Consider the following 14,907-nt stretch of genomic DNA (forward strand, 5'->3'; position numbering starts at 1 on the left):
AAACGGCGACTTCAGGGTACCCGGACCCGCATGAGCCCAGACGTCGACCTGACCGTCCCCAAGCCCGGCCGGCATCCGCTGCGCGGCCGGCTGCTCGCTCTCGACTACCGGCTGTTCGAGGTGGCCGCCGAGCGGAACTGGCCGTTCGCGGAGCCGGTGCTGCCGCGGCTGAGCCGGAGCGCCAACCACGGGGTGCTGTGGTTCGCGGCGGCGGCCGCGGTGGCCGCGTCGCGCACCCCGCGCGCCCGCCGGGCCGCCGCCCGCGGCCTGGCCTCGCTGAGCCTGGCGTCCCTGACCATCAACACCCTCGGCAAACGGTCGGTGCGCCGGCCGCGGCCGGTCCTGGATCCGGTGCCGGCGGTACGGCACCTGAAGCGGCAGCCGATCACCACGTCGTTCCCCTCGGGGCACGCCGCGTCGGCGGCGGCCTTCGCGGCCGGGGTCGCCCTGGAGTCCCCGGCATGGGGCGCGGTCGTGGCGCCCGTGGCGTTCTCCGTCGCCATGTCCCGGGTCTACACGGGTGTGCACTTCCCGAGCGACGTGCTCGCGGGCGCGGCGCTGGGCATCGGTGCCGCGTTCGCCGTGCGCGCGATGGTGCCGACCCGGGCGCGGACCGGCCCCCCGCCCCGGCCCCGCACCGAGGCCCCGGCGCTGCCCGACGGAGACGGTCTGGTGGTGGTGGCCAACCGGGCCTCCGGCAGTGTCGACCGGGTACGGGTGCTCCGCGACGAGCTGCCGAGGGCGGAGCTGGTGGAGTGCGAACCGGACGAGGTGAAGACCGAGTTGGAGAAGGCGGCGGCGCGGGCGCGGGCGCTGGGGGTGTGCGGCGGCGACGGCACCGTGAACGCGGCCGCCCGGACGGCCATGCGCCACGGGCTGCCGCTCGCGGTCCTGCCCGGCGGCACCCTCAACCACTTCGCCCTCGACCTGAGCGTGGAGGACGGCCGGGGCCTGGCCCGGGCGGTGCGCGAGGGCGAGGCCGTCCAGGTGGACGTCGGCCGCTTCACCACCGGCGACCAGGAGGGCTTCTTCCTCAACACGCTGAGCCTGGGCGTCTACCCGGAACTGGTCCGGGAGCGGGAGCGCTGGGCGCACCGGATCGGCGGGCGGCCCGCCGAGGTGCTGGCCGTGCTGCGCGTGCTGCGCGCGGACCGGCATCCGATGAAGGTCGAACTCGGCGGCTCCCGGCACCCGTTGTGGCTGCTGTTCGTCGGCAACTGCCTCTATCACCGGATGGGCCTGGCCCCGGCCCGCCGCACCGACCTGGCGGACGGGCAGCTGGACGTACGGGTGGTGCACGGCGGCCGACACCCCGCCGTCCGCCTGCTCTCCGCCGCCCTCGCGGGCCCGATCGCACGCTCCCCCGCGCATGCGGAGGTACGGGTGCGCCGACTGCGCCTGACCGGTCTGACGACCGGCACTCCGCTCGCTTACGACGGTGAAGTCACCGATGTAGTAGGCGAGTTGGCGGTGGACAAGCTACCGAAGGCGCTGACCGTGTACCGGCCACTGCCCTGAAATGACTTTCCGTCAGTCCATATAGTAAAACGCGGGTCTCATCATTCGGCACGCGGGCGTAGCGTTGCGGATACCGCGGGACGGGGTCGCCCGACCCCGTCCGCCGGTATGACGCCAAGGGGTTGAGCCATGTCGAAGCCACAGGAGACCGCCGTCTACACGCACGGGCACCACGAGTCGGTGCTGCGGTCCCACACCTCGCGAACCGCCGCCAACTCGGCCGCCTATCTGCTGGGTTCGCTCAAGCCCCACATGCGGATCCTGGACATCGGCTGCGGTCCGGGCACCATCACCGCCGACCTGGCGGAGCTGGTCCCCGACGGACATGTCACGGGCGTGGACCACGCGCCGGCGATCCTGGACCAGGCCCGGGCGACCGCCGCCGGACGCGGGCTGACGAACGTGGACTTCGCGGCCGCCGACGTGCACGCGCTGGACTACCCGGACGACACCTTCTGCGTGGTCCACGCCCACCAGGTGCTCCAGCACGTGGGCGATCCGGTGCAGGCACTGCGCGAGATGCGCCGGGTCACCAAGCCCGGCGGCTTCATCGCCGTACGGGACGCGGACTACGCGGCGATGACCTGGTACCCGGCGGTGCCCGGTATGGACGACTGGCTGGAGCTGTACCGGCGGGTCGCCCGCGCCAACGGGGGCGAGCCGGACGCCGGACGGCGGCTGCGGTCCTGGGCGCTGACGGCCGGGCTCACCGACATCACGGCCACCTCCGGCACCTGGACGTACAGCACGGCCGAGGAACGGGCCTGGTGGGGCGGGCTGTGGGCGGACCGCACGGTCGCCTCCTCCTATGCCGAGCGGGCCACGGAGGGAGGTCACGCGACCACCGGGCAGCTGGCGGCCATCGCGGCGGCCTGGCGGGAGTGGGCGGGGCAGGAGGACGGCTGGTTCGCCGTGCTGCACGGAGAAATTCTGTGCCGTAAGTGAGCCTGATCCGTGGATTCCGGGAAACCCGGTCCACAGGAGGTTCACACTATGGTTCCCATTCTGCTGGTACTGCTTCTGGTCCTGATTCTGTTCGGTGCCGGATTCGCGGTGAAACTGCTCTGGTGGATCGCACTCGTCGTACTGGTGCTCTGGCTTCTGGGATTCCTGGTGCGTGGCACGACCGGCGCCGGCGGCAGGGGGCGCTGGTATCGGTGGTGACACCGCCGGCCCTGCCGGAGTCACTCACGCGGCAACAGCGGCCCCAGCGGCCCGAGGTCCAGATTCAGGTCCTCGGGCCGCAGTCCGTAGCGGTCCCGCAGCTCGGTCATGCGGTCCTCCAGGAGCATCAGGGTGAGTCCGATCCGCACCTCCTGCTGCTCGGTGAGGTCCCCGGTGTCGAAGCGGCGCAGCGCCTGGCGTTCCATCAGCTGGCGCAGCAACTCCACCACGGTCAGCACGAGTTTGACCAGGTCGCGCTCGACGGTGTCCGGGTCCAGGTCCAGCCGGTTGCGTCGCTCACTCATGCCTGCTCGCCCAGGGTGCGGGCACTTGCGATGCGCAGGGTGATGTCGCCGGTGATGACGACGCCGCCGGCCAGCAGCCGGTCGAGCAGATCGACCAGGGCGACCTCACGGCGTTCGACGACGGTCACGGCGACTCCCGCGATTGGGCCGGTTCGGAGAAGGAGTAGGCCGCCCAGGGCCCGGTGAGTTCCACCCGCATCCCCGTCGCCTCGTCCTTTGTACGGTCGACCAGCTCCACGAATTCCTCGGAGTCCGCACGCGCCACGAGATAAGCCGCATTGAGGAGGTTCTGCCCGGGAACTCCGGAGAGCGCCGCGTTCTGCGGAGGGTGCAGCCGGGAATCCTCGGCGCGTCTGGAAAGCCGCTCGTGCAGGGTGCGGGCGAATTCCTCGGCGGCCCGCCGCTTCTCCTCGTATTCATGGGTGCGATTCCGCCGCTGCCGCAGATAGTCCCGCCCGCTGGCGGGCTTCCCGGCGGGCGGGGACTCCTGCTCCGGCGGGTCGGCGTACAGCTTGACCCCCCACTCGACCCGCCCTTCGAGCCGGTCGAGGGTGTGCCGGAAATCGGCCTCGCGGGCCTCCATCATGACCCGTACGCCGCTGTCGTCCCGGAAGACCGTGGCGAGCCCGAGCGGCAGCGGCGTGGTGACCGTCGTGAGCGCGTCGATCACGCCCTGGTGGGCGCGTGCGGTCGCGGCCAGCCAGTCCAGGTCCTCCAGATGGTCCCGCAGCGGCTCCTCGGCGAAGTCCCCCTCCGGGACCTTGCTGACGACGGCGACCAGACCGTGGTGCCTCAGCAGACCAGGCGGGGCGCCGGCCACGCCGGTGAGCTGGGACTGGAGGGCCGCCTCGAAGGGGCGGCAGACGGCGTACACGTACCGGAGTCCGGCTTGTGCGGTCATCGATCGTCCTCCTGTCGCTGTCCGCGCCCGGTCTCCAGCGCCTCCAGCGCCTCCAGCGCCTCCAGCGCCGCGAGCCGCTCCCGCAGCTCGCGGTTCTCCCGGTTGAGCTGCTCGCGGCGGGCACGGGCGGACAGCTCCGGGTCGTACTCCCACCAGTCGATGCACATCTCCTTCGCCCGGTCGACGGAGGCGACGACCAAACGGAGTTTGATGGTGAGCAGCTCGATGTCGAGCAGGTTGATCCTGATGTCACCGGCGATGACGATGCCCTTGTCCAGGACACGCTCCAGGATGTCGGCGAGGTTGGCGCCCCCGCCGTCACGTCCGTAGGGCTCGGGCAGCCGGCCGGCCATCGTCATCGACGGCTCCCTGACCCGGCGTACTCGTCCTCGGGTCCCTCCTCGTTCTCGTCCTCGTACTCCTCATCCTCCCCCTGCTCGGCGTCCTCCGCCTCGTCGTACGGCTCCTCGTCCCGCTCCTCGTCCTCGTTCCGCTCCTCTTCCTCCTCCGCCACCGCGTCCTCGTGACTGCGGACGACGTCGCCGTCGCGGATCTCGCCGGGCCAGCCGTCGTCCACCTCTCCCTTGAGGGTGATGTGGCGGGCGTAGTGCTTGAGGTCCAGGCGGGCCCGAGGCACGCCAGATGTTGGCGGTCTTCTCGAAGAAACCGCTCGGGTAGTACTCAATCACCAGCAGCACGTGCGTGAGGTTGTCGTCGAGACGGTGGAAGGTGACGACACCCTTGTGGGTGCCCTTGGCGCCCTGGGACGACCACTGGATGCGGTAGTCCGGGATCTGCTCGACGGTCTTGCCCTTCCAGCTGCGGCTGGACCACCAGATCTTGCCCTGCCAGTCCGACGTGATGTCGTCGGCGCGGTTGGCGCTCTTGACGCCCTTGGCGAAGGTGCTGAAGTCCTGGAAGCGGGTCCACTGGTCGTAGGCGGTGCGCACCGGCACACCGACGTCGACCGACTCGATGATGACGGTCGGCTTCTGGCCCCCTCCCTTGCCCTTCCCCGTGCCGCCCCCGGGGCTCTTGACCTGGTCCATCACGGTGCCCTCCGCATGGTCGGCGAGGTGGGCGAGGGCGGAGGTGTCCGCGGCAGCAATACGCTGCGGTCCTGCGACGAGGACCTGCTCACCCTGTCGGGCCGGTGCACCGCCACCGGCCGTCGGACCGCCCGCACCGGCGGCCCGTCCGCACTCGCCGGCGGTCAGCGCACGATCGCCTCCTCGACCACCAGCCGGCCGGCCGTGGCGATCGCCTCGGCGTCGATGCCCGCGGCGTGCAGTTGCTGGTCGGGCGCGGCCGAGCCCGGCATGGTGCGTACGGCGAGCCGGACCAGGCGCGGTACGGGCCTGCCGTCGGCGAACGCCTCCGCGACCGCGTCGCCGAGGCCGCCCTCCTCGTGGTGGTCCTCGACGGTGAGCAGACAGCCGGTCTCCTCGGCGGCCCGGTGCAGTGTGTGCCGGTCGACGGGCTTCACGGAGTACAGGTCGACGACCCGGATCCGGATGTCGTCCTCGGCGAGCGCGTCGGCGGCCTTCAGCGCCTCGTGCAGGGTGACTCCGGCGGCGACCACGGTGAGCCGGTCCTCGTCACAGGAGCGCAGCACCTTGCTGCCGCCGACCGGGAACTCCTCGTCCGGGCCGTAGATCACCGGGCTCGCCCCGCGTGAGGTGCGCAGATACCGGATGCCGTCGAGCCCGGCCATCGTCGCGACGAGCTTGGCGGTCTGGTTGGCGTCGCACGGGTAGAGCACGGTCGAGCCGTACACGGAGCGGAACATGGCCAGGTCCTCCAGGCCCATCTGGGAGGGCCCGTCCTGCCCGATGGCGACGCCCGCGTGCGAGCCGACCAGGTTGATGCCGCTGCCGCTGACGGAGGCCATGCGCACGAAGTCGTGGGCCCGGGTGAGGAAGGCGGCGAAGGTGGCGGCGTACGGCACCCAGCCGCGCGTGGCCATGCCGACGGCGGCGGCGACCAGTTGCTGTTCGGCGATGTAGAACTCGAAGTAGCGGTCGGGGTGTTCCTTGCCGAAGAGCTCGGTCCGGGTGGAGTCGCCGACCTCGCCGTCCAGGGCGACGACATCGGCACGGGCGGTGCCGAGCGCGACGAGCGCCTTGCCGAAGGAGTCGCGGGTGGGAACCTCGTCGCCCTTGTCGTAGCGCGGGAGTTCGAGCGGTCCGGTGGGCACGGAGTGCAGTGCGCGCGCCGCCGGCGGCTCCTTCACATGGACCCGTAGATCGCGGATTCCACCGAGTTCGGCGACGGCCTCCTCGGGATCGGGCAGCGGTTTGCCGTGCATGCCCTCCCGGTCCTCGACGGAGGCGACGCCCCGGCCCTTGCGGGTACGGGCGAGGATCACGGTGGGCTGTCCCGGGGTGGACGCGGCCTCGACGTAGGCCCGGTCGACGGCGTCCACGTCGTGGCCGTCGATCTCCACGGCGTGCCAGCCGAAGGCCCGGAAGCGGCGGGCGTATGCGTCGAGGTCGTGACCGTGCCGGGTGGGGCCGCGCTGGCCGAGCCGGTTGACGTCCACGATCAGGGTGAGGTTGTCGAGATGCTCGTAACCGGCGTGTTCGGCGGCCTCCCACACGGAGCCCTCCGCCAACTCGCTGTCCCCGCACATCACCCAGACCCGGTAGCGGCCGTGTTCCAGCCGTTTCCCGGACAGCGCGATTCCGACGCCGACCGGCAGGCCCTGCCCGAGGGACCCGGTCGCGGTCTCGACCCACGGTAGCCGGCGCGGAGTGGGGTGCCCCTCCAGATGGCTGCCGAGCCTGCGGAAGGTGAGCAGTTCGGCGTCGTCGATGGCGCCGGCCGCCTTGTACGCGGCGTACAGCAGCGGCGAGGCATGGCCCTTGGAGAGGACGAAGCGGTCGTTGCCGGGGTGGGTGGGCCGCTCGAAGTCGTAGCGCAGGTGGTGGGCGAGCAGGACCGCCATCAGATCGGCGGCGGACATCGACGAGGTCGGATGTCCGGACTCGGCCGCGGCGGCCGCCCGCACGCTGTCGACGCGCAACTGCTGGGCCAGTTCGACGAGTTCGGCGGTGTTCATGAGGCTCCTTCCGGTGGAGCGTCCGTAACGGATTCGGGGGCCTTCGGCAGTTCCGGCGAGGCGGTGTCCAGGGGCACCGACCAGGACCGCACAAGGCCCAACTGGACGCCCTGGCGCGGCAGTACGGCGTTCAGCAGCCAGTCGGCGGCGACCCGGACCCGGCCCGCGGGCATCGCCGCCAGGTGGTAGCCGCGGGTCACCAGTCCGGCGGGCGGGCCGGAAAGGGGCACCCCGAGCGGGTCGGCGGCGGCCTGGAGGCCGCCGAGGTCGACGAGGAACCCCAGGTCGCGGTGGCGGTAGGGGCGCCGGGTCCCGCCGAGACCGAGCGAGGCGGCCACGTTCTCGCCGGCCACCCGGCCCTGTCGCCAGGCGTGCTGGGCGGTCATCGGCGTGAACGCGCCGGGGTTCACCAGGTCGGGCACCGCGGCCGCGTCCCCGCAGGCGAACGCGTCGGGGCAGCCGGGGACCCGGAGATACGGATCGACGATCAGCCGCCCCTTCTCCAGCGGCCGCCCGGTGTCCTCGACGAGTGGATCGGGCCGCACCCCGACGCACCACACCAGGGTCCGCGACGCGATGAACTCCCCGTCGGAGAGCAGCACCCCGTCGCGGGTCGCCTCCTGCACGGAGGTCCCCGTCCGCACCTCGACCCCGCGCCGGCGCAGCACCCTGTCGGCCGTACGGGACAGCCTCTCGTCCATCCCCGGCAGCACACGGGGCGCCACGTCCAGCAGCAGCCAGCGTGGCCGCACCCCGTGCGGCAGGCGGTTGCGGCGGGCCAGTCCGACGGTGAGCATCCGCATCTGGGCGGCGACCTCGGTCCCGGTGTACCCGGCGCCGACGACGACGAAGGTGCACCGTGCGGCGGCGGTACCGGGATCCTCGGCGACGGCGGCCAGCTCGATCTGGCGGATCACATGATCACGCAGATAGAGCGCCTCGGGCAGTCCCCGGAAGCCGTGCGCGTGCTCGGCGACACCGGGGACGGGCAACAGCTTGTTGACACTTCCGACGCAGAGCACCAGCCGTTCGTAGCCGAGGCTGCGGCCGGTGCCCTCGGGGTCGGTGTAGTGCACGCGCTGCCCGTCGAGGTCGACACGGTCCGCCTCCCCGAGCACGGCCCGCACCCCGTCCAGGGCGCCGGAAAGCGGCACGGCGATCCGCCGGGGGTCGAGAATCCCAGCGGCGACCTGGGGCAGCAGGGGCAGATACAGAAAGTGGTCGGTGGGGTTCAGCAGGGTGACGTCGGCACGGTCCCGGGCAAGCCGGGAAAGGGTACGGGCCGCGCGATACCCGGCGAACCCGGCGCCGACGATGACGATCCGGGGTCGACGACTCACGGTACGCCTCCGGCAGTACGACGAGGTCCTCCCACGTAACCGTAGGCAATACTCCGAAACGCCGCCTGCTGAAAGCACCCCGTCAGGCGCGTTGAGGTTGCCCCCGGGCGAAGGCCGGGGGAGGAACTGTGCGGGCAACCGCCCACGACCCGCAGCCGACGGCCCATCGCATCGCAACGGCGCTCCCCGTCAGCTCCGGTGATGAGGCGACTCCGGATCCGTACCCGGCCGCACCGGCGGAGCCCCTGGCATGGGCGGATACGGCAGCCCCAGCCCGCTCGGCGGCGCCGCGGGCGCCGTCCCTTCGACGACCCGGTGCGGAGCATGCGGCCTGCTGGGCCGGGCAGCCTCCCTCAGAGCGTAGGCGACCACAGCCAGTATCACCGCGGTGACCAGCGCCGCGGCCCACCCCGGCAGCACGTAGGCCCACGCCAGCACCACGGCCAGCGCCACCGCGCCCCCGGCGTACAGGGCGACCGCGCCCGAGGCCGCGTACAGAGTCGCCGCCCGCCGCCGCTTCCGGCTCTGCTCGCGCAGCTCGTCCCGTACGGTCTCGCGCGCGACCTGGGCCAGCTCGTCGACGAGGGCCTTGTCCAGATGCTCCAGATGATCAAGGTGTTCCATGGCGTCCGAGTACCCGGACACGGATTGCCGTAACGGATCGCCGTAACGGATCGCCGTAACGGATTACCGCAACGGGAGATCACCGGAGGCGGCGTCATCCCGGCCCGCGCCAACTAGGCTCGTCGCATGGAGATTCTGGGCGCCTCCCTGCGCATCTGCGTCGACGACCTCGATACCGCGATCCCCTTCTACGAACGCCTCTCCGGCGGCAGAGCCCTCCGTTTCGAACGCGGCGGCGTCCAGGTCGCCGCGGTCGGCTCCTTCCTTCTGATGAGCGGCCCGGAGGCGGAGCTGGAGGTGCTGCGCAAGGTGGCCGCGACGATCGCGGTGAAGGACGTCGAGGCGGCCCACCGGCTGCTCGGCGATCTCGGCGCGACGATCATCGCGGGACCGGTGCCCACGCCCGTCGGCCGCAACCTGCTCGCGATGCACCCCGACGGCTCGGTCTTCGAGTACGTCGACCAGCACCAGGACTGATCCCCGGCCGCCGCCCCTGGCCGGTCAGGGGCCGGGCGGCCGCATCCGGAAGTCGTACCGGCCGGGCAGCGGCTCGTCGCCGAGCCGCTCCCACAACCGGTCGACGGCGTCCGCTCCCTCCCGCAGATCGGCGACCTCGAACCCGTCGTCGAACACGGACCGGGCCGCCGCCCGCCGCCCCTCCGCGAGCCGCAGCTCCGCCTCCAGGAGCCGGAAGCGGCCCCGCTGCCGGGTCGCGGGCAGCAGCGCCTCCCACACGGTGCGGGCGTCCGCGACCCGCCGTACCCGCAGCAGCGCTTCGAGGGCCTCGCGGCCGAGCGCGGCCGAGGCCGCCGTCCATGCCTCCCCGTCGTCGCGCCGCTCCCGGCACAGGTCGTCGAAGGCGTCGGCGTAGCGTTCGGCGGCCCGCTCATGGTGCCCGTACTCCTGGTCGGCGACCGCGAGACAGCGCAGCAACGGCCACAGGGACGGGGCGAGTTGGAGGGCGCGCTCCCAGCTGCGGACGGCCTGGGCGCGGTCGCCGGCATGCCACTGGGCGATGCCGAGGTGGTACTCGGTGTGCGGGGTCGCGGGTGCCGTCTCCAGCATGTCCCGCCAGTGCGGGGCGACCAGGGTCGGTCCGGGCGGCCTTACCCGGCGGGGTTCGGGCAGGGTGCCGGTGCGCAGCAGCTCCGCCCAGGGCGCCTGCTCCTCGCCGAGCAGGGTCGCGGGGAGCGACGTGCCGGGCAACTTCCAGTCGGCGCGCAGCACTTCGAGGGAGCCCCAGCCGGATCCGGTGGCGAGGAGTTCGCCGGGTTCGGCGTCGGCGTACGGCTGCCAGGCGGCCCGTGCGGCCTCGAACTCGGCATGAGGCAAGGCGAGTTCGAGCTCGCCCTCGGTGTTCTCCGGCGACGCCGAGAGCGGTCCGTACGCCTCCAGCCAGGACACCTCGCTCTCCGCCTCCAGCCGGACGTGCTCCAGCTGGGTGCGGGCCAGCCCGGCCTGGATCTCGCGGTAGCCTCCGCTGCCGGATGCGCCGAGCCACTCCTGCCAGCGCCGGCCTCCGGGTCCCGAGCCCCACACGAACTGTTTCCGGCCGCGCAGTTCGTCGGTCGAGGTCTGCGCCAGCCCGTGACCGTCCGCGTCCAGCGCGGCGATCCAGCGGCGCCGCCCGTCCGGGATGTCGTAGAACCAGTCGGTCGCGTAAGAGCGTTGGTCGTCGTGCGCCGGAACAGGAACCCGCCGCAGCCGCCGCTCGGGCCCGAACTCCCAGGCCTCCTCGGCCGGAACGACGACCCGGCGGTCCTCCGGTACGGCCGTGCTGGACCACCAGTAGAGCGGCACCGCATGTTCGTGCGGGTTGCGGACGCGGACGCCGACATGGAGGAAGTCGGAGCCGTCCGGGAGCCAGAGGTCGACCTGGAAGGGCAGGTCGCGCAGCCGCTCCCACTCCCAGAGGCGGAGCATCTCCCCGCCGTCGGGGGCGTGGACGCGGGCCGCGTGGAGCGGGGCGCAGGAGAGGGTGGTGTGGCCGGTGGCGCCGATGTTCCATTCGATGCCGCCGGCGTACCAGGCGCCGTTGAGGGCGAGGTTGGCGGGCTGGAACACCGGGTTGCGGTAGAGGAGTTCGCGGCCGGTGGGCAGGTGGAGCAGGGAGGCGACGCGGCCGCCGAGGCCGGGCAGGACGGTGGCGCGCAGCCGGTCGTTCTCGATCACGATCGCGTCGACGGTACGGGGTGCGCGGGATCTGCCGTAGCCGTCGCGGATCCGCACCGGAAGGAGGCTGCTCAGGGGTTCGTAGCCGATCTGCCGGGCCATGTCCCGTGGCAGGTCCTCCCGGTCGCGGTCGTCGACCCGGTGTGTCTCGACCAGGGGGCGGAGCGGGGGCAGCGGGTTGTCCGGGCCCAACTCCGCCGCGGGCAGGGTCAGTACCTCACGTCGGATCCTTGTCACGACCGCCATGGAACCCGGCGCGGGGTGAGCTGGCCAGGGGATGTGCGGGTCAGGATTCCGCAAAGGCCGGGGTTGAGCCGACGGTGCGCCCGGGCTCAGCCGCCCGTGCGCATCTCCGCCGTGATCGCCCACCGCTCGTGGTCCCGCCAGGCCCCGTCGATGTAGATCATGTTCGGTGAGAAGCCCTCCAGGCGGAACCCGGCGCCGCGTGCGAGCGCGATGGACGCGGCGTTGCCGGGCTGTGCGTTGATCTCCAGCCGGTGCAGTCGCATCGGGCCGAAGGCGTGGTCGACGACCAGGCCCATCGCCTCCCGCATCAGCCCGCGCCCCGCCGCGTGCGCGAACACGCCGTAGCCGAGGGCACCGCACTGGAAGCCGCCCTCGACGATGTTGTTGATGTTGATGAACCCGGCGATCGCCCCGTCGGCATCCTTCTCGCAGACCAGGAACCCGGCCTTGCTGCGTTCCTCGATCAGCCGCCCCGCGTAGCCGGCGTAGGCCGCGTCCGTGGTGGGCGGGAACAGCCAGGGCTGGTGGAGGTCCTTGCTCTCCCTGGCCCGGGCGATGAACTCGGCCCCGTCCTCGTAGGTGTAATGGCGGATGCCCACGCGGGGGCCCTCGGCGAGATAGCGGGAAGCGGTGTGCGGCATCCGGCCACCCTACGCCGGGGCGCCGGCGGCGGCGCTTGAAACAGTTCCTCGGGCGGGCTCAGCGCAGGGCGGGCTCCAGCAGGGTGAGCGTGCCCGTGTCCGCGTCCAGCTCCGCGGTGACCCCCAGCGGCATGGTCAGGGCTCCCTCGCAGTGCCCGAACCCGAACTCCTCCACCACCGGCACCCCGAGCCCGCCGAGCCGGTCGGCGAGCACCGCCCGCACCCTCTCGTAGGGCCCGCACCGGTCCCAGGAGCCGAGCAGGATCCCGGCGACACCGTCAAGCCAGCCGGACCGCAGCAGCTGGGTGATGCTCCGGTCGAGGCTGTACGGCGCCTCGCCCACGTCTTCGAGCAGGAGCAGTGCGCCGCGGGCACCGGGGTGGGTGTGCGGGGTGCCGAGGCCGGTCGCGAGCAACGTCAGGCAGCCGCCGGCCGTGACGCCCCGGGCCCGGCCCGCTACCAGGGCGGTGCCCCGGCCCGTGATCGTGCGGACCGTCTCCGGAGCGAACAGGGTGGCCCGCAGGTGCTCCTGCGCCTCGGTGCTCTTGACGAAGTCGGCGCCCGCGGCGACCGGCCCGTACAGGGTGGCGAGCCCGAGCCGGGTCGCGAACGCCTCGTGCAGCACGGTCGCGTCGCTGAAGCCGACGAACGCCTTCGGCCCGGCCGCCCGCATCGCCTCCCAGTCGAGCAGGTCGACGACACGCTGTGCGCCGTAGCCGCCGCGGGCGCACAGCACGGCCGACACGGTCGGATCGCACCAGGCCCGCTGGAGATCGGCCGCCCGGTCGGCGTCGGAGCCCGCAAGGTACCGCAGCTCTCCGTCCTCGGCGAGCACATGGGGTGCCACCACCGGGTCGAGGTCCCAGCCGCGCAGGATGTCGAGGCCCGCCTGGAGCCGCTCCTCCACCACCGGCCCGCTCGGCGCCACGACGGCGATCCGGGCTCCGGCGGTGAGCCGCGCCGGCCGTGTCGGTTCGGTCACTTCACCAGTTCCAGCTCGGGGATACCGGGCACCTCCAGCCCGAACACCTGAGCGTACAAGGCGAGCTCCGCCTCCAGCGCGCGGACCAGGGTCTCGGCACGGCGGAAGCCATGGCCCTCGCCCTCGAAGGTGAGGTAGGCGTGCGGGACGCGCTGTCCGTCGAGCCGGGCGAGGAGGCGCTCGCACTGCACGGGCGGGCAGATCACGTCGTCCAGTCCCTGGAGCAGCAGGAACGGCGCGGTGAGCCGGTCGGCGTGCTCGACCGGCGACCGCTCCTTGTAGCGGTCGGGCACCTCGGCGAGCGGCCCGATCAGGGATTCCAGGTAGTGCGACTCGAAGTCGTGGGTCGCCCCCGGGCCCCAGTTGGAGAGGTCCAGCACCGGGTAGGAGATGGCGCCGCAGGCGTAGACGTCGGTGCCGGTCAGGGAGGCGGCGGCGGTCCAGCCGCCGGCGCTGCCGCCCCGGATCGCCAGCCGGGCGCGGTCGGCGGTGCCCTCCTCGGCGAGGGCGAGCGCGACGGCCGCGCAGTCCTCGACGTCGACCACGCCCCACTGCCCGCGCAGCCGGTTGCGGTACTCCCGGCCGTACCCGGTCGAGCCGCCGTAGTTGACCTCGGCGACCCCGATGCCCCGGGAGGTGAAGTAGGCGATCGCCATGTCGAGGACGAGGGGCGCCCGGCCGGTGGGGCCGCCATGCGCCCACACGACGTAGGGCGGCAGCTCGCCGTCGGGTGCGGTGTGGCCGGGGTGGTGGGGCGGGTAGACGTGGGCGTGCACCTCGCGGCCGCCCGGGCCGCTGAAGGTGCGGACCTGCGGCTCGGGGTAATAGGCCGGGTCGACGGGGTCGTGGTGCGGGGCGCCGACGACGCGGGCGCGGCCGGTGGCGGTGTCGAGTTCGACGACCTCGGCCGCGGTGCGCGGGCCGGCGCCGACCGCGACGACTCGGGTGCCGTGGACGGCGAGGGCGGGGGCGAACTCGGTCCACGGTCCGGCGGCGTCGGCGATCTCACCGGATTCTGTGTCCAGTATTCCGAGCGCGGTCGCCCCCCGACCATGGACGACGGCGATCAGTCCGTTCTCCAGTGGCGCGAACCAGCGCTGGCCGAGCTTCCAGAGCGGCCCGGCGAATTCCTCCGCCCGCGGGCAGAGGGGGTCGCCGTCCAGGTAGAGGTTCCACCAGCCGCTGCGGTCGCTCGCGTACAGCAGGCGGTCGTCCGTCGACCATTCGACCTGTGCGACGGACTCCTCCGGCCCACCCGCGGCCGTATGGACCGCGTGCAGTACACCGTCGACACCGACGTCACCGACCAGCAGTTCCGTGCCGTCCCACGGCATCCGCGGATGGTCCCAGGCGAGCCAGGCGGCCCGCCGGCCGTCGTGCGAGAGCCGGGGTCCGGTGACGAACCGGTGGCGGTCGTCGGTGAGTTCGCGTACGGCGGCCCGGTCCGTCGCCGCCGATCCGTCCAGCGGTACGGCGGCGAGCACACGGCGCACATCGCCGGGCCCGTCCCCGGTGAACTCCTCCAGGACGCACCAGACTTCGCCCCGGTCGAGCAGCAACTGGGGGTCGGCCCAGCGCGGTCCGGCCGGAGTGAGCGGGCGCGGCTCGCCGCCGGGCCGGTAGGCGTAAAGCCGTTGGTCGTCGAAGTGGACGAAGACCAGCAGGGGTTCACCGCCCTCGGCGGGCACGGCACCGGCCCACGGCTGTCCGCCGTACTCGATGACCCGGCTGCGGACGTTCCACGGCGCGGGCAGCACGGACTCCCGGGTGCTGCCGCGCACCAGGGTCCGGCGGCCGCCCTCCGCCGGGCGGGGTTCGGTCCACCAGGTCTCGTCGCCGACGAAGCCCACCCACTCGGGGTTGCCGTCGTGCGCGGCGGCCAGGGCCGCGTCGATGGGCGAGGGCCAGGTACCGTACGCCTTCATCCCCACTATGTCTCCTCTGCCGTCCATA

At 72.7% G+C, this 14,907-nt stretch carries 14 protein-coding genes and 2 pseudogenes; 4 read left to right on the top strand and 12 right to left on the bottom strand.

The features are described from left to right. Positions 1-30 precede the first annotated feature (30 nt). The 3 genes from EDD90_RS08455 to EDD90_RS08465 all read left to right on the top strand — a co-directional run bounded on the left by EDD90_RS08455 (position 31) and on the right by EDD90_RS08465 (position 2,682). A complete protein-coding gene (locus EDD90_RS08455; protein ID WP_123972488.1) occupies positions 31-1,518 on the top strand; it encodes a bifunctional phosphatase PAP2/diacylglycerol kinase family protein in 1,488 nt (495 codons plus the stop codon). A 129-nt stretch (positions 1,519-1,647) separates the two neighbouring features. Further along, positions 1,648-2,463 (top strand): class I SAM-dependent methyltransferase, encoded by an 816-nt coding sequence (locus EDD90_RS08460; RefSeq protein WP_123972489.1) that lies wholly within the window; start codon positions 1,648-1,650, stop codon positions 2,461-2,463. A 48-nt stretch (positions 2,464-2,511) separates the two neighbouring features. Next, positions 2,512-2,682, top strand: coding sequence for a hydrophobic protein (locus EDD90_RS08465; RefSeq protein ID WP_123972490.1), 171 nt, complete (start codon positions 2,512-2,514; stop codon positions 2,680-2,682). A 20-nt stretch (positions 2,683-2,702) separates the two neighbouring features. On the opposite strand, the gene EDD90_RS08470 is transcribed toward EDD90_RS08465, so the two are convergent. The 8 genes and pseudogenes from EDD90_RS08470 to EDD90_RS08505 all read right to left on the bottom strand — a co-directional run bounded on the left by EDD90_RS08470 (position 2,703) and on the right by EDD90_RS08505 (position 8,913). Further along, positions 2,703-2,987, bottom strand: coding sequence for a gas vesicle protein K (locus tag EDD90_RS08470; RefSeq protein WP_123972491.1), 285 nt, complete (start codon positions 2,985-2,987; stop codon positions 2,703-2,705). A 26-nt stretch (positions 2,988-3,013) separates the two neighbouring features. After that, positions 3,014-3,115: pseudogene (gene gvpJ / locus EDD90_RS08475) on the bottom strand (gas vesicle protein GvpJ); the annotation flags it as partial. Further along, positions 3,112-3,888: a GvpL/GvpF family gas vesicle protein gene (locus tag EDD90_RS08480; RefSeq protein ID WP_123972493.1), complete on the bottom strand. Its 777-nt coding sequence runs from the start codon at positions 3,886-3,888 to the stop codon at positions 3,112-3,114. The gene EDD90_RS08480 and the pseudogene gvpJ, both read right to left, overlap by 4 nt. Continuing rightward, positions 3,885-4,247, bottom strand: a complete 363-nt coding sequence (locus tag EDD90_RS08485) for a gas vesicle protein (RefSeq protein ID WP_123972494.1) — start codon at positions 4,245-4,247, stop codon at positions 3,885-3,887. Before EDD90_RS08485 ends, EDD90_RS08480 begins: the two co-directional genes overlap by 4 nt. Beyond that, positions 4,244-5,087: pseudogene (locus EDD90_RS08490) on the bottom strand (SRPBCC family protein); the annotation flags it as partial. The gene EDD90_RS08485 and the pseudogene EDD90_RS08490, both read right to left, overlap by 4 nt. Before the next feature lie 14 nt (positions 5,088-5,101). Beyond that, positions 5,102-6,949 (bottom strand): transketolase, encoded by a 1,848-nt coding sequence (locus EDD90_RS08495; RefSeq protein ID WP_123972495.1) that lies wholly within the window; start codon positions 6,947-6,949, stop codon positions 5,102-5,104. Beyond that, positions 6,946-8,289 (bottom strand): NAD(P)/FAD-dependent oxidoreductase, encoded by a 1,344-nt coding sequence (locus EDD90_RS08500; protein WP_185148988.1) that lies wholly within the window; start codon positions 8,287-8,289, stop codon positions 6,946-6,948. The genes EDD90_RS08495 and EDD90_RS08500 overlap by 4 nt, the downstream gene beginning before the upstream one ends. 189 nt (positions 8,290-8,478) lie before the next feature. Next, entirely contained in the window at positions 8,479-8,913 is a 435-nt protein-coding gene (locus tag EDD90_RS08505) for a phage holin family protein (RefSeq protein ID WP_123972496.1), read from the bottom strand. 126 nt (positions 8,914-9,039) lie between these two features. Between EDD90_RS08505 and EDD90_RS08510 the strand changes: the two genes are divergently transcribed. After that, complete coding sequence (locus EDD90_RS08510; RefSeq protein WP_123972497.1) at positions 9,040-9,390, top strand: VOC family protein; 351 nt, start codon at positions 9,040-9,042, stop codon at positions 9,388-9,390. Between the two features lie 24 nt (positions 9,391-9,414). On the opposite strand, the gene EDD90_RS08515 is transcribed toward EDD90_RS08510, so the two are convergent. The 4 genes from EDD90_RS08515 to EDD90_RS08530 form a co-directional block, all read right to left on the bottom strand. After that, positions 9,415-11,331, bottom strand: coding sequence for a DUF5107 domain-containing protein (locus EDD90_RS08515; protein ID WP_123972498.1), 1,917 nt, complete (start codon positions 11,329-11,331; stop codon positions 9,415-9,417). 86 nt (positions 11,332-11,417) lie between these two features. After that, on the bottom strand, positions 11,418-11,972 hold the full coding sequence (locus tag EDD90_RS08520; RefSeq protein ID WP_123972499.1) for a GNAT family N-acetyltransferase: 555 nt from the start codon (positions 11,970-11,972) through the stop codon (positions 11,418-11,420). A 58-nt stretch (positions 11,973-12,030) separates the two neighbouring features. Next, a complete protein-coding gene (locus tag EDD90_RS08525) occupies positions 12,031-12,954 on the bottom strand; it encodes an LD-carboxypeptidase (protein ID WP_123972500.1) in 924 nt (307 codons plus the stop codon). Beyond that, on the bottom strand, positions 12,951-14,879 hold the full coding sequence (locus tag EDD90_RS08530; protein WP_123972501.1) for a prolyl oligopeptidase family serine peptidase: 1,929 nt from the start codon (positions 14,877-14,879) through the stop codon (positions 12,951-12,953). Before EDD90_RS08530 ends, EDD90_RS08525 begins: the two co-directional genes overlap by 4 nt. Between the last annotated feature and the right edge of the window lie 28 nt (positions 14,880-14,907).

This window comes from Streptomyces sp. Ag109_O5-1, assembly GCF_003814875.1.
Lineage (GTDB): Bacteria > Actinomycetota > Actinomycetes > Streptomycetales > Streptomycetaceae > Streptomyces > Streptomyces sasae.

Bases quoted from the DNA above. Each gene is read 5' to 3' on its own strand.
- EDD90_RS08455 (WP_123972488.1), top strand. From the start codon at position 31: ATGAGCCCAGACGTCGACCTGACCGTCCCCAAGCCCGGCCGGCATCCG.
- EDD90_RS08520 (WP_123972499.1), bottom strand. From the start codon at position 11,972: ATGCCGCACACCGCTTCCCGCTATCTCGCCGAGGGCCCCCGCGTGGGC.
- EDD90_RS08465 (WP_123972490.1), top strand. From the start codon at position 2,512: ATGGTTCCCATTCTGCTGGTACTGCTTCTGGTCCTGATTCTGTTCGGT.
- EDD90_RS08470 (WP_123972491.1), bottom strand. From the start codon at position 2,987: ATGAGTGAGCGACGCAACCGGCTGGACCTGGACCCGGACACCGTCGAG.
- EDD90_RS08505 (WP_123972496.1), bottom strand. From the start codon at position 8,913: ATGGAACACCTTGATCATCTGGAGCATCTGGACAAGGCCCTCGTCGAC.
- EDD90_RS08495 (WP_123972495.1), bottom strand. From the start codon at position 6,949: ATGAACACCGCCGAACTCGTCGAACTGGCCCAGCAGTTGCGCGTCGAC.
- EDD90_RS08510 (WP_123972497.1), top strand. From the start codon at position 9,040: ATGGAGATTCTGGGCGCCTCCCTGCGCATCTGCGTCGACGACCTCGAT.
- EDD90_RS08515 (WP_123972498.1), bottom strand. From the start codon at position 11,331: ATGGCGGTCGTGACAAGGATCCGACGTGAGGTACTGACCCTGCCCGCG.
- EDD90_RS08480 (WP_123972493.1), bottom strand. From the start codon at position 3,888: ATGACCGCACAAGCCGGACTCCGGTACGTGTACGCCGTCTGCCGCCCC.
- EDD90_RS08460 (WP_123972489.1), top strand. From the start codon at position 1,648: ATGTCGAAGCCACAGGAGACCGCCGTCTACACGCACGGGCACCACGAG.
- EDD90_RS08530 (WP_123972501.1), bottom strand. From the start codon at position 14,879: ATGAAGGCGTACGGTACCTGGCCCTCGCCCATCGACGCGGCCCTGGCC.
- EDD90_RS08485 (WP_123972494.1), bottom strand. From the start codon at position 4,247: ATGACGATGGCCGGCCGGCTGCCCGAGCCCTACGGACGTGACGGCGGG.